The following is a 12,880-nucleotide window of genomic DNA, read 5'->3' on the forward strand; positions in this document are numbered from 1 at the left end:
GACAGCGCCATGACATGATGGCCCGTGTCCGGACACTGTCCGGCGCGGGCCATCGGTGTCTGAACCCGCAGGACGGCCCGTGTCACGGATGCCGGTGACCGTCCGCATTCCACGCCCGCAGTGCCCCAGGAGAGGATCCCACCACCATGCCCCAGCCAGGCGATCAGAGCCCGTCCGTCGACGGGGTTGAGCAGGTCCGGGTCGCCCGGATCGGCAAGCCGCACGGCATCCGCGGGGAGGTGACCGTGCAGGTCTACACGGACGAGCCCGCGGAGCGCTTCGTCCCGGGCGCCGTGCTCACCGGGCGGCGCGGGTCCGGCGGACGGGACGGGGAGCTGACCGTGGTGCGGGCGCGGTGGAACAAGGACATCCTGTTGCTGGCCATCGAGGGAATCACCACCCGCAACCAGGCCGAGGAGCTGCGGGGCACGGAGCTGTTCGCCGCTCCGGACGAGGCGGGGGAGGATGATGCCTGGTATGAGGAGGATCTCGTGGGCCTGGCGGTGCTGGTGGACGGCCGTCGGATCGGTACGGTGACGGGCCTGCACACCGGGGAGTTCCAGGACCTGCTGGAGATCGAGGTGGACGGCGGCGCCGAGGTCCTGGTGCCCTTCGTGGACGAGATCGTCCCCGAGATCGACCCCGAGTCCGGCACCGTCACGCTCACCCCGCCGCCGGGCCTGCTGACCCTGCACGAGGACGCGGGCGCCGCGCCGGAGCCGGGGGAGCCGGCATGAGGATCGACGTCGTCACGATCTTCCCCGAGTACCTGGCCGCCCTCGAGGTGTCCCTGATCGGCAAGGCCCGCCGGGAGGGGCTGCTGGACATCCGGATCCACGACCTGCGCGAACACACCGTGGACCGCCACCGCACCGTGGACGACACGCCCTACGGGGGCGGCGCCGGCATGGTGATGAAGCCCGAGCCCTGGGCCCTGGCGCTCGAGGGGATCGCCGCCGGCGCCGAGCAGGATGTTCCGCCCGAAGCCGAGACCGAAGCCCCGGCCGACGCGCCCGGTGCGCGTCCCGTGCTGCTGGTGCCGACGCCGTCGGGACCGTTGTTCCGGCAGTCCGTGGCCGAGGAGCTGGCCACGGCGGATCACCTCGTGGTGGCCTGCGGCCGGTACGAGGGCATCGACGAGCGGCTGTTCGAATGGTCCACCGAACTCTTCGACGTCCGCCTGGTCTCCCTCGGCGACTATGTGCTCAACGGGGGAGAGGTGGCGGCGCTGGCCATGATCGAGGCCATCGGCCGGCTCGTGCCGGGCGTGGTCGGCAACCCCGAGTCCCTCGTGGAGGAGTCCCACAGCGACGGACTGCTCGAATACCCCGTCTACACCAAGCCGTCCTCCTGGCGCGGCCGCGACGTCCCGGAGGTGCTGCTCTCCGGGGACCACGGGCGGATCGCCTCGTGGCGGCGCGAGCAGCAGCTCGTGCGGACCCGGTCCCGGCGGCCCGACTTGCTGGCGGAAGACAAGACGGCCTCGCATCTGGCATAATGGACCGCTGGGTCAACTGGACATCCGGCCTGCCACAGGGGGCGGATGCCAACAGTATGACCAACCGGCACCCATCAGGGACTGACCGGTCACCGATTTCAGGCCCGCCCATCCCGACGCCTCCACCCTGGAAGGCACCGGCCGGCGAGCCGCAGATGACGTGGATGACCTGTGGCGTTCACCAGGAGTATCAGCATGCATATTCTCGACTCCGTCGATGCCGCCTCGCTGCGCAGCGACGTTCCCGACTTCCGCCCCGGAGACACCGTCAAGGTGCACGTCAACATCATCGAGGGCAAGACCGCCCGCGTGCAGGTCTTCCAGGGCTTCGTCATGGGCCGCCACGGCCATGGCGTCCGCGAGACCTTCCGCGTCCGCAAGGTGTCCTTCGGCGTGGGCGTGGAGCGCACGTTCCCGGTGCACTCCCCGGTGATCGACAAGATCGAGCTCGTCTCCCGCGGTGACGTGCGCCGCGCCAAGCTGTACTACATGCGCGATCGCCACGGCAAGGCCGCCAAGATCAAGGAGAAGCGCGACTTCTCGGCCACCCCGAAGTCCGCCAAGAAGGCCTGATCGGCCACACACCGAGGAGGGCGGACGTGTCCCAGGACTCGTCGATCCCTCAGCGCCGCGGGCGCCGGACCCCTTCGGGGGACCGGCGCCCGCGGCGTCGTGGTCTCCGGGGCCGCTGGGTGCTGGCCGTGGTGGCCGTGAGCTTGGCCGCAGTCCTGGCCTCGGCCGTGGTGCGCAGCACGGTGGCCGAGCCGTACCGGATCCCCTCGGGGTCCATGGAGCCGCTGCTGCGCCAGGGTGATCGCATCAGCGTGGACCGGTCCGCCTATGACTCCGCGCCCGTGCGCCGGGGTGACGTGGTGGTGGTGGACGGCGAGGGCAGCTTCGTGCCCTACGACTCCCGGCCGGCCGCGGCGACGTCGCTGGAGGAGGCGCTGCAGTGGCTCGGGCTGGCGCCGGACACCACGGCGGTGGTGAAGCGGGTGGCCGGCCGCGGCGGGGACACCGTCTCCTGCTGCACCGCGGACGGCCTGCTGACGGTCAACGGCGAGCCGGTGCCCGAGGACTACCTCGCCGAGCCCCCCGCCTCCGAGGTCCCCTTCACGGTGACGGTGCCCGAGGGGCGGCTGTTCCTGCTGGGGGACAACCGTCACCACTCGCTCGATTCCCGCGCCCTGCTGGGCGCGCCCGGCGGGGGCATGATCGCCGAATCCGCGGTCATCGGGCAGGTGACGGGCATCGCGTGGCCACCGGCTCGACGCACCGGGCTGGAACCGGTCGGGGCCTGGTCCGGGCGGTAGAGTGGCAGGCTGGACCAGCGGAGAGGACGGCAGGATGGCGGAGGACAGCAGCCCGGGCAGCACGGCGCAGCCCCAGGGCGCCGCGGAGCCGTCCGGCGGACGCCGGCTCTGGCTCGCGGTCCGCGAGATCGTCCTGATCATCCTCATCACCCTCCTGGCGTCCTTCCTCGTCAAGACCTTCCTGTTCCGGGCCTACTACATCCCGTCCGGCTCCATGGAGCAGACGCTGCAGATCAACGACCGGATCTTCGTCAACCTCCTGGTCCCCGGCCCCTTCGAGGTGGACCGCGGGGACGTGGTGGTCTTCGAGGACACCAAGGGCTGGCTCGGTCAGCCGGCCCCCGTGGCCACCAACCCGGTCCGGGAAACCCTCGAGTTCATCGGGCTGATGCCCAACTCCTCCGAGCAACACCTCGTCAAGCGCCTGATCGGCCTGCCCGGGGACCGGGTCCAGTGCTGCACCGCCGAGGGGGCGCTCACCGTCAACGGCACCCCGGTCGAGGAGCCGTACCTGCACCCCGGCTCCGCGCCGTCCGACCTCCCGTTCGACGTCACCGTGCCCGAGGGGCACATCTGGGTCATGGGCGACCACCGCGACGCCTCGGCCGACTCCCGCATGCACCAGGACGGCCCGGGCGGCGGCTTCATCAGCCTTGAGGACGTCACCGGGCGCGCCGAGGTCATCGCCTGGCCGCTGAACCGCTGGGGGGACGCCGGTGGGAACCGCGAGGCCTTCGAAGAGGTTCCGGATCCCGAGGCGGCCCGGACCGGGTCCGGATGACAGCCCGAACGGTCAGGACGGCCCGCAAGGGCCCCGTGCTGCCGGATCTGGCGCTGGAGCAGTCGCTCGCCGCGGCCCGGCGGACCGCGGAGGGTGCCGGCTCCGGGCCGCTGCTCGTCGCCGGCATGGACGAGGTCGGGCGGGGCGCGCTGGCCGGTCCCGTGAGCGTCGGCGTGGTCGTGGTCCGAATGCCCGACGACGGCCCCCACCCGGCCGTGCGCGACTCCAAGGCGCTGAGCGCCAAGCGCCGGACGGCGCTGGTCCCGGAGATCCTCGCCTGGGGTGCCGCGGCCGCCGTCGGGCATGCCGAACCCGGGGAGATCGACCGGTACGGGATCACCGCGGCACTCGCCCTGGCGGGACGGCGCGCCTGGCACCGGGTGGCGGGGGAGTTGGGCCGCGTTCCGGACCTGCTGCTGCTGGACGGCCGGGACAACTGGCTGCCGAAGGCACCGGCCGCCCTGTGCGGTGCGCTCGCCCCGGGGCCCGGGGCGGTGCACCTGCAGGTCAAGGCCGATGCCACGTGCGCCTCGGTGGCGGCGGCCTCCATCCTGGCCAAGGTGGAGCGCGACGGGCTGATGACCGGGTTGGCCGAGGCCTTCCCCGCCTACGGCTGGGAGGGGAACAAGGGCTACGGGGCCTCGGCGCACCGGCTGGCGATCGCGGCTCAGGGGCCGAGCCCCTACCACCGGATGAGCTGGAACCTCGGCCTGGGCCAATCCCCGGCCGGGGAACAGGCAGAATGGACGGCATGAGCGGCGACGAACTCGAGAACTACGAATCCGAGATGGAGCTGCAGCTCTACCGGGAATACCGCGACGTGGTCGGCCTCTTCCGCTACGTGGTGGAGACCGAGCGGCGCTTCTACCTCGCCAACGCGGTGGACGTGACGGCCCGCACCGAGGGCGGCGAGGTGTTCTTCGAGGTGATGCTCGAGGACGCCTGGGTGTGGGACATCTACCGCTCCGCCCGGTTCGTCAAGCGTGTGCGGGTGCTCAGCTTCAAGGACGTCAACGTGGAGGAGCTCCCGCCGCGGGACGATCTGCAGCTGCCGCAGGACGGCCCGGCGGTCACCTGACGTTCCGCTCCTCCACAGCGCTCCGGTAGGCCCGGCCCGTCCACAGCTGCACCGCCCCGGGCCCCGGGTCGGCTGGCACCCGGCGCAAGATGGTGCGTGGAGGTGCATCAATGGAGCACGCAGCACCGGCCGGGACCCGGCCGCAGGAATCATCAGCCCACACGGCACTGGGGCGTTTCGGCGAGGACGTGGCCGCCCGGTGGCTGCAGGACCAGGGCTACGAGATCGCGGACCGGAACTGGCGGTGCCCGGACGGCGAGCTCGATCTCGTGGCCATCCACCAGGGCTGGTGGGTGGCCGTGGAGGTCAAGACCCGCCGCGGGACCGGCTATGGCCACCCCTTCGAGGCCATCACCGGCCGCAAGCTGCGCCGGCTCTACCGGCTGGCGCAGCTCTGGGCCATCGCCCACCCGGAGACCCGGCGGCTGGCCGGATGGCGGGTGGACGCGGTCTCGGTGCTGCTGCCGGCCGGCGGCGGGCTGTCCGTCGAGGTGCTCAAGGACATCAGGCCATGAGCGGCCCGCCCGTCATGGGCCGGACCCTCGCGGTGGCGCTCACCGGCATGCACGGCCACCTCGTGGAGGTGGAGGCGGACATCGGCCAGTCCCTGCCGGGCTTCGTGCTGCTCGGACTGCCGGACCAATCCCTGCAGGAGAGCCGGGACCGGATCAAGGCCGCCGCCCGGAACTCGGGGCTGCCGCTGACCCGCCGCCACCTCACCGTGAACCTCGTGCCCGCGGCCCTGCACAAGCGGGGACCCGGCTTCGATCTGGCGATCGTGATGGCGGCCTACGCCGCCGACCACCGGGTGCACGGGACCGAGGGGCCCGTCTTCCTGGCGGAGCTCGGCCTGGACGGGCGGCTGCGGCACGCTCCCGGGGTGCTGCCGTGCGTGATGGCCGCCGTGGAGGCCGGCCATCCCGAGGTGGTGGTGGCCGAGGAGTCCTGCGCTGAGGCCGCCCTGGTCCCCGGGGCCAGGGTGCGGGGCTTCCGCTCGCTGCACGAGGTGATCGTGGCCTTCGGGGGCAGCCCGGATGCGCCGTTGGCCAGTGCCTTGGCCGGCCCGGCATCGGGGCCCGGCTCCGGTCCAGCCCCGGGAGCCGCCGAGGACCCCGGCACGATGCCGGACCTGGCCGAGGTGGCCGGCCAGTTCGAGGCCCGCTTCGCGCTGGAGGTGGCCGCGGCCGGCGGACACCACCTGCTGCTGGAGGGCAGCCCGGGCGCCGGGAAGACCATGCTGGCCGAGCGACTCCCGGGCATCCTGCCCCCGCTGGACGACCGCACGGCGCTGGAGGTCACCGCCGTGCGGTCCCTGAGCGGGCGATCCCAGGATGCGGCCCGACTCATCCGGCGCGCGCCCTTCCAGGCACCCCACCACTCGGCGTCCATGGCGGCCCTGGTGGGCGGCGGCTCCGGGCTGGCCCGCCCCGGGGCGGCGTCGCTGGCCCACGGGGGCGTCCTGTTCCTGGACGAGGCCCCCGAGTTCGACCGCCGCGCCCTGGACGCCCTGCGCCAGCCGCTGGAGTCCGGGACCATCACCCTGCACCGGTCCTCCGGGGCCGTCCGCTATCCCTCCCGGTTCCAGCTGGTCCTGGCGGCCAACCCGTGCCCCTGCGGCTGGGGCGGCGGACGGGGCAGCAGGTGCCGGTGCTCGTCGGTCCAGCGGCGCCGGTACACGGCACGGCTCTCCGGGCCGTTGCTGGACCGGGTGGACATCCAGGTCACCGTCCCCGCCGTGGAGGCCGTGGCCCTGACCTCCGGTGCCGCCGGCGAGGGCTCCGAGGCCGTCCGGCGGCGCATCCTGCCCGCGGTGACGAGGCAGGCCGCACGGCTGCGCCCCTTCGGACTGTCCCGCAACGCGCACCTGCCGGCGGCCCTGCTGCGGGACGGCGAGGTGGCCATCGATGCCCGGGCGCGGGCCGGCGCGGACGCCGCCCTGGACCGGGCCGAGCTGACCGCACGGGGGCACGCGCGCGTCATGCGGCTGGCCTGGACCGTCGCCGACCTGCGCGGGGCGGACCGGCCGTCGGCGGAGGACGTGGACACGGCGCTCTACCTCAGGCGGCGCGGCGAGGGGGAGGAGACCGCATGAGCCAGCACAGTGCCCCCGGCCCCGGCCCCGGCCCCGGCCCCGGCCCCGGCACGGAGGCCGAGCGTCTCGCCCGGGCCGCCCTGACACGGCTGATCGAGCCCGGATCAGTCCTCGGGACCACCGCGGTCCGGGTGTGGGGAGCCGCCCGCGCGCTCCAGATCCTCACCGGGGCGGACATCCCCGGCCCGGACGAGCGGCAGGAACTCAGCCTCGTGCTCGCCGGCGAGGGGACCCCGCTCACGGAACGGACCTGGGCGAGATCCCTGGAGGGCTGGGCGGCGCGGACCGCCAGCCTGGCCCCGGAGCGGGACCTGGAGTCCCTGGGCCGGCTCGGCGGCGGGCTGCTCATCCCGGGCGACGCCGGCTGGCCGCCGGGCGTCGAGGACCTAGGCCCGTCCGCACCGGTGGCCCTCTGGTACCGGGGCGGCGGGCCCGTCCCCCGGCAGGAGAGCACCCTGGCCGTCGTTGGCAGCCGGGACGCCACCGCCTACGGGCAGTCCGTGACGAGGACCCTGGCATCCGGCGCGGCGGCCCGCAGCCTGACGGTGATGTCCGGGGGAGCGTACGGGATCGACGCGATGGCCCACCGCGCGGCCCTGGCCTCCGGAACGGGAACGCCACCGACCGCGGCCGTCATGGCCGGCGGCCTCGACCGCTACTACCCGGCCGGCCACGAGGACCTGCTCCGGGAGGTGTCCGGCCGCGGGGTCCTGCTCTCCGAGATGCCACCCGGCGCCAGCCCCACGCGGCATCGGTTCCTGCAACGCAACCGCCTGATCGCGGCCCTGTCCGGGGCGGTCCTGGTGGTCGAGGCCCGGTGGCGTTCCGGCGCCCAGAACACGGCCGGCCACGCCCTGGGCCTCGGCCGGGAGGTCGGGGTGGTGCCCGGCCCGGTCACCTCGCCGCAGTCCGCAGGGTGCCACCGGCTGCTGCGGGAATCGCCCGCCGTGGTGGTGACGGACCTCGAAGAGGCACTGGGCCTGATGCCCGGAGGGCTGGGCACCGGTCCGGAGCCCGGCTCGGGGCGTGGACCTGGAGTCCCCTCCGCGGCGGGCGGTGGCACGGAGTCACCCGACGCCCGGATCCACGACCACCTGACGGTCGAGGAACTGCTGGTCTACGAGGCACTTCCGCTGCGCAGCCCGGTGCCCGTGGACCGGCTCTGCGCCGTCGCCGGCCTCGGTCCGGGGACGGTCATGGGCACCCTGAAGAAGCTCCAGCGGCAGTCCCTGGCCGAGCAGCACGCCTCCGGATGGCGGCGCGGCCCGGTGTCCCACGGGTAGGCCCGTGGCACAGTGGAGGTATGCCCGATTCCACCGCCGCCCGCACCGACTCCGCCGGGGGCGCCCCCCGGCTCTCGGCGCGGGACCGCTCCTGGGTGGAGGGCTTCGCCGATCACCTGATCCACGAGCGGAACCGCTCGCCCCAGACCGTCCGGGCTTATGCCTCGGACCTGGAGGGTCTGGTCCGGGACGTGGCCCGTCACTCGGGGGTGGAGCCGGTGGACGGGGCGTGGCCGGACGTGTTGGGCGCCCTCGACCTGGCCGACCTGCGCGGCTGGCTGGGCCGCCTCTCCGCTGCGGGCCGGTCCCGGTCCACGCTGGCCCGGAAGACGGCCTCCGTCCGGGTCTTCATGGCCTGGGCGGTCAACCGGGGACATCTGGAGCAGGACCCGTCCCTGCGGTTGAGCAGCCCGAAGCGCGGCGGCCACCTGCCCGACGCGCTCAGCGCCGAGCAGGCCGGCCGACTGCTCGCGGCTGCCGGGGACAGCGTTGCGGAGGATCCCCGCGAGCGGGCCGTCGCCCTGCGGGACGCCGCCCTGCTGGAGCTGCTCTACGCCACGGGGGTGCGCGTGGCCGAGCTGGCCGGGCTGGACCGCCAGGACGTAGATCACGAGCGGCGCACCATGGTGGTCACGGGCAAGGGCAGCCGGCAGCGGACGGTTCCCTTCGGGGCGCCGGCCGCCGCCGCCCTCGACCGCTGGCTGGACCAGGGCCGGCGGTACCTGGCCGTTCCGCCCGGTGAAGCGTCCGGGGTCCAGTCCGGCCCGGCGGAGGCGGCCCTGTTCCTGGGGGTGCGGGGCGGCCGGATGGGGGTGCGGCAGATCCGGGAGGTGGTCAACCGTGCGCTCGCCGGGCTCGGGGACACCTCGGCCAGCGGACCCCACGTGCTGCGCCACACGGCGGCCACCCACCTGCTGGACGGCGGCGCCGACCTGCGCAGCGTGCAGGAACTGCTGGGCCACTCCTCCCTGCAGACCACCCAGCTCTATACGCACATCTCGGTGGAACGCCTGCGGGAGGGCTACCGGCAGGCACATCCCCGGGCCTGACCTACCCCTGAAACGCGCCTGAACGGGGCGGCCCCAGCCGCAACGGTGTCGGTGTTGGCTTCGGGTCGGTTGGTGGGGCACAATGGTGCCGGAAGCACACCGGTGTCATTCGCAAGGCTGACTTCGGACGCTTCCGGCAGGAACTTCAGAAACTGAACACATCGAGGCATCGGCACGGGGTGCCGCCTCCCGTGGGCCATCCGGTTCACAGGCCTGTGGGGTCGTTGGGGAAGACGTACCGCACAGCACTGGGAGGAACGTATGTCTGAATCAATGGTCCGTGGAATGCTCTATATCCACTCGGCCCCGGCCGCGCTCTGCCCGCACATCGAGTGGGCGGTGGGCGCTGTTCTGGGTGCCCAGGACGCCTTGGAGTGGGCGCCGCAGACGGCGTCCCACGGCGCCTATCGCGCGGAGATCATCTGGACCGGCCCCCAGGGCTCCGGTTCCCGGCTGGCCTCGGCCCTGCGCGGATGGGCCCACCTGCGCTACGAGATCACCGAGGAGGCCTCGGCCGGTGCCGACGGCAGCCGGTGGTCCCACACGCCCGAGCTGGGGATCTTCCACGCCACCACGGACGTGACCGGCAACATCATGGTCTCCGAGGACCGCATCCGCTACGCCTACGAGCAGGCCCAGGGCGACCCCTCGGCCGTCTTCCACGAGCTGAGCCTGGCGCTCGGCGAGGCCTGGGACGAGGAGCTGGAGCCCTTCCGCCAGGCGGCCGACGGCGCGCCGGTCCGCTGGCTGCACCAGGTGGGCTAGACCGGCACCACCTCCGTTCGTTCCTCCCGAACACAGCAGAACCCGCCAGGACGACCTGGCGGGTTCTGCTGTTTAACGGTGCCTACCGGCTCCCCGGGGCGGGCGGTCGGAGCCGGCTCCGGCCGCACGGATCAGACGCCCCGGAACAGGGACACGGCGTTGTGGCCGCCGAACCCGAAGGAGTTGTTGATCGCCACCCGCTGTCCCGACGGCAGCTCGCGGGGCTGGCCGGACACCACGTTGAGGGGGATGTCCGGGTCCTGGTTCTCCAGGTTGATGGTCACCGGTGCCTGGCCGTGGTAGACCGCCAGGACGGAGAGCACGGACTCCAGGGCGCCGGAGGCTCCCAGCAGGTGACCGGTCTGGCTCTTGGTGGCCGAGACCGCCACCTGGTCCAGGTGATCGCCGAACACGGACTGCATGGCCAGGTACTCGGGGCGGTCGCCGACCGGGGTGGAGGTGGCGTGGGCGTTGACGTGGTGGACGTCCTCCGGCGCGGCCTCGGCCGCCTCGAGGGCCATGCGCAGCGCGCGGGAGGCCCCGAGCCCCTCCGCCTCGGGAGCGGTGATGTGGAAGGAGTCCGAGGTCACGCCGGTCCCCGCCAGCTCCGCGTAGACGCGGGCGCCTCGGGCGGCGGCATGCTCCGCGGACTCGAGGACCAGGGCGCCGGCGCCCTCGCCGAGCACGAAGCCGTCGCGGTCGCGGTCGTAGGGCCGGGAGGCACGCTCCGGCTCGTCGTTGCGGCGGGAGAGTGCCTGCATCGAGGCGAACGCGGCGATCGGCAACGGGTGGATGGCGGCCTCGGCCCCGCCGCACAGCACCACGTCGGCCTTCCCGGAGCGGATCAGCTCCAGACCGATGTCCAGCGCCTCGGTGCCGGAGGCGCAGGCGGAGACCATGGTGCGGGCGCCGGCCCGGGCACCGAGGTCCAGGCTGATGGCGGCGGCCGGCCCGTTGGGCATCAGCATCGGGACGGTCATGGGCAGCACGCGGCGGGGCCCCTTGTTCCGCAGGGTGTCCCAGCCGTCCAGCAGGGTCCAGACGCCGCCGATGCCCGTGCCGAAGGACACGGCGAAACGGTCGGGGTCCACGAGCGGGTCGGCGTCCTTCTCCACGGCCAGCCCGGCATCGGCCCAGGCCTCGCGGGCGGCTACCATCCCGAACTGGGTGCTGGGGTCCATCCGCTTCATCTCCACCTTGGAGAGCTTCTCGGAGACCGGGTTGCTGGCCTGCGCCGCGAAGGTCACGGGCAGCTCGTACTCGGCGACCCACTCCTGTTCCAGGGGGCGGGCACCGGAGGTTCCAACCAGGGCGTTCTGCCACACGGTCGGGACGTCACCGCCGATGGGGGTCGTGGCACCGAGCCCGGTGATGACGGCTTTGCGGTTCATGTGTCTACCTTCGGATCTGCCGGGTCGTCAGACCCGTGCTGGCTGTTCAGGGGCGCCGGCGAGGAAGCCGGCCCGCCGGAGGAGGGGCCGGCCGGCGTCGGGAATCATCCTGTTCCCGCAGCCGGCCGGATTCCTCACGGGTGGTGGTGCTCCACCACCGGTTCAGGCCTGGGCGTTGGCGATGAACTCGACGGCGTCGTTGACGGTCTTGAGGTTCTTGACTTCCTCATCCGGGATCTTGACGTCGAACTTCTCCTCGGCGTTGACCACGATGGTCATCATGGAGATGGAGTCGATGTCGAGGTCGTCGGTGAAGGACTTGTCCAGCTGGACCTCCTCGGTCTCCAGGCCGGTCTCCTCGTTGACGATCTCGGCGAGACCCGCGAGGATCTCTTCCTTGTTGGCTGCCATGGTGGCTCCTTTGCGTGTGGGTGGTGATGGTGATCCAGCGTCGGATGACGTGGAGGTCTGCTCAGTCAGCGCGGCCTAGGGCAGCCGCACCACCTGGGCGCCGTAGACCAACCCGGCGCCGAAACCGATCTGGAGGGCGAGGCCCCCGCTGAGGGAGGGGTCCTCCTGGAGGACCCGGTGCATGGCCAGCGGGATCGAGGCGGCGGAGGTGTTGCCCGTCTCCTTGATGTCCCGGCCGATCGTCACGGTGTCCGGCAGCTTCAGCTGCTTGGCCAGCTCGTCGATGATGCGCTCGTTGGCCTGGTGCGGCAGGAAGGCGGCCAGGTCATCCGCCGTGATGCCGGCTTTCTCGAGAGCCTCCTGGGCGACCTTGGCCATGGACCACACGGCCCACCGGAACACACTCGGACCGTCCTGGTGCAGGGTCGGCCACAGCTTGTTCTTGGGGTCGGTCAGGGCGGAGGTGTCCCCGGTCCGGCGGGCGGTCTCGGCCGCGTCGCGCAGGTCGAGCATCGAGCGGGTCATGCTCACGGTCTCCCAGCGTTCGCCGTCCGAGCCCCAGACGCTGGGGGAGATGCCGGTCTCCTCGGAGGCCCCCACCACCACGGCTCCGGCGCCGTCGCCGAGGATGAAGGAGATGGAGCGGTCCGTCTCGTCGATGAAGTCGGAGAGCTTCTCGGCGCCGACGACCACCACGTGCCGGGCCATGCCGGAGCGCACCAGCGCGTCGGCCTGGGCCACCCCGTAGCAGTAGCCGGCGCAGGCGGCGGAGATGTCGAAGGCCGGAGCCGGGGTCGCACCAATGGCGTGGGCCAGTGCGGCCGCGGCGGACGGGGTCGCGTAGGGCGAGGTCACGGTCGAGACGATGACGGCGTCGATGTCCGACCCCGTGAGACCGGCCTTCTCGATGGCCTCCGTGGCCGCCGTGGTGGTGAGGTCGTTGAGGGACATCTCCCGGTCGGCGCGACGGCGGGTGACGATGCCGGTCCGCTTCTGGATCCACTCGTCCGAGGAGTCGATGGGCCCGGCGATGTCGTCATTCGTCACCACCAGGTTGCCGCGGGCCGCTCCCACGGACAGGATGCGGCTCCCGGCAACGGGCTGGTGCTGGTTCAGGGTGACGGTCATGGTGTCCTCGGGTCTCAGTGGTCTGCTGTGCTGTCAGCGGGTGTTCTCGGGTGCTGTTGCCGGAGTGCGTGCCGGTCAGCGTGCCGGCCGG

Annotated in this window: 15 protein-coding genes; 12 read left to right on the forward strand and 3 right to left on the reverse strand. The window is 72.8% G+C overall.

Annotated features, from left to right (window positions below; all coding sequences use genetic code 11):
* The first annotated feature begins 146 nt into the window (after nt 1–146).
* The 12 genes from rimM (at nt 147) to RE421_RS09490 (ending at nt 9,859) form a co-directional block, all read left to right on the forward strand.
* The gene (gene rimM / locus RE421_RS09435) at nt 147–737 is read left to right on the forward strand and encodes a ribosome maturation factor RimM (protein WP_309809100.1); all 591 of its coding nucleotides are present in this window, start codon (nt 147–149) and stop codon (nt 735–737) included.
* On the forward strand, nt 734–1,498 hold the full coding sequence (gene trmD / locus RE421_RS09440) for a tRNA (guanosine(37)-N1)-methyltransferase TrmD (protein ID WP_309809102.1): 765 nt from the start codon (nt 734–736) through the stop codon (nt 1,496–1,498). Before rimM ends, trmD begins: the two co-directional genes overlap by 4 nt.
* A gap of 195 nt (nt 1,499–1,693) precedes the next feature.
* Nucleotides 1,694–2,071, forward strand: a complete 378-nt coding sequence (gene rplS, locus RE421_RS09445) for a 50S ribosomal protein L19 (RefSeq protein ID WP_309809104.1) — start codon at nt 1,694–1,696, stop codon at nt 2,069–2,071.
* A gap of 26 nt (nt 2,072–2,097) precedes the next feature.
* Nucleotides 2,098–2,811, forward strand: coding sequence for a signal peptidase I (gene lepB, locus RE421_RS09450; RefSeq protein WP_309809105.1), 714 nt, complete (start codon nt 2,098–2,100; stop codon nt 2,809–2,811).
* Between the two features lie 34 nt (nt 2,812–2,845).
* On the forward strand, nt 2,846–3,592 hold the full coding sequence (gene lepB, locus RE421_RS09455) for a signal peptidase I (protein ID WP_309809107.1): 747 nt from the start codon (nt 2,846–2,848) through the stop codon (nt 3,590–3,592).
* Complete coding sequence (locus tag RE421_RS09460) at nt 3,589–4,347, forward strand: ribonuclease HII (protein WP_309809109.1); 759 nt, start codon at nt 3,589–3,591, stop codon at nt 4,345–4,347. The genes lepB (RE421_RS09455) and RE421_RS09460 overlap by 4 nt, the downstream gene beginning before the upstream one ends.
* A complete protein-coding gene (locus RE421_RS09465) occupies nt 4,344–4,670 on the forward strand; it encodes a DUF2469 domain-containing protein (RefSeq protein ID WP_309809110.1) in 327 nt (108 codons plus the stop codon). Before RE421_RS09460 ends, RE421_RS09465 begins: the two co-directional genes overlap by 4 nt.
* A gap of 110 nt (nt 4,671–4,780) precedes the next feature.
* Nucleotides 4,781–5,185, forward strand: coding sequence for a YraN family protein (locus RE421_RS09470; RefSeq protein ID WP_309809112.1), 405 nt, complete (start codon nt 4,781–4,783; stop codon nt 5,183–5,185).
* Entirely contained in the window at nt 5,182–6,762 is a 1,581-nt protein-coding gene (locus RE421_RS09475; RefSeq protein ID WP_309809114.1) for a YifB family Mg chelatase-like AAA ATPase, read from the forward strand. The genes RE421_RS09470 and RE421_RS09475 overlap by 4 nt, the downstream gene beginning before the upstream one ends.
* Nucleotides 6,759–8,045: a DNA-processing protein DprA gene (locus RE421_RS09480; protein ID WP_309809116.1), complete on the forward strand. Its 1,287-nt coding sequence runs from the start codon at nt 6,759–6,761 to the stop codon at nt 8,043–8,045. Before RE421_RS09475 ends, RE421_RS09480 begins: the two co-directional genes overlap by 4 nt.
* Before the next feature lie 20 nt (nt 8,046–8,065).
* On the forward strand, nt 8,066–9,094 hold the full coding sequence (locus RE421_RS09485) for a tyrosine recombinase XerC (protein ID WP_309809118.1): 1,029 nt from the start codon (nt 8,066–8,068) through the stop codon (nt 9,092–9,094).
* 261 nt (nt 9,095–9,355) lie between these two features.
* Nucleotides 9,356–9,859 carry a DUF3145 domain-containing protein gene (locus RE421_RS09490; RefSeq protein WP_309809120.1) on the forward strand — a complete coding sequence of 168 codons (504 nt, stop codon included), beginning with the start codon at nt 9,356–9,358 and terminating at the stop codon, nt 9,857–9,859.
* A gap of 131 nt (nt 9,860–9,990) precedes the next feature.
* Here RE421_RS09490 and RE421_RS09495 read toward each other — a convergent pair whose 3' ends face one another.
* From RE421_RS09495 to RE421_RS09505, 3 genes are all read right to left on the reverse strand, one after another.
* Nucleotides 9,991–11,250 carry a beta-ketoacyl-[acyl-carrier-protein] synthase II gene (locus RE421_RS09495; protein ID WP_309809122.1) on the reverse strand — a complete coding sequence of 420 codons (1,260 nt, stop codon included), beginning with the start codon at nt 11,248–11,250 and terminating at the stop codon, nt 9,991–9,993.
* A gap of 162 nt (nt 11,251–11,412) precedes the next feature.
* Complete coding sequence (locus tag RE421_RS09500) at nt 11,413–11,661, reverse strand: acyl carrier protein (protein WP_309809124.1); 249 nt, start codon at nt 11,659–11,661, stop codon at nt 11,413–11,415.
* Nucleotides 11,662–11,736: 75 nt separating this feature from the next.
* Nucleotides 11,737–12,789 carry a beta-ketoacyl-ACP synthase III gene (locus RE421_RS09505; protein WP_309809125.1) on the reverse strand — a complete coding sequence of 351 codons (1,053 nt, stop codon included), beginning with the start codon at nt 12,787–12,789 and terminating at the stop codon, nt 11,737–11,739.
* Between the last annotated feature and the right edge of the window lie 91 nt (nt 12,790–12,880).

Source organism: Citricoccus sp. I39-566 (genome assembly GCF_031432995.1).
GTDB classification, from domain to species: Bacteria; Actinomycetota; Actinomycetes; order Actinomycetales; family Micrococcaceae; genus Citricoccus; species Citricoccus nitrophenolicus_A.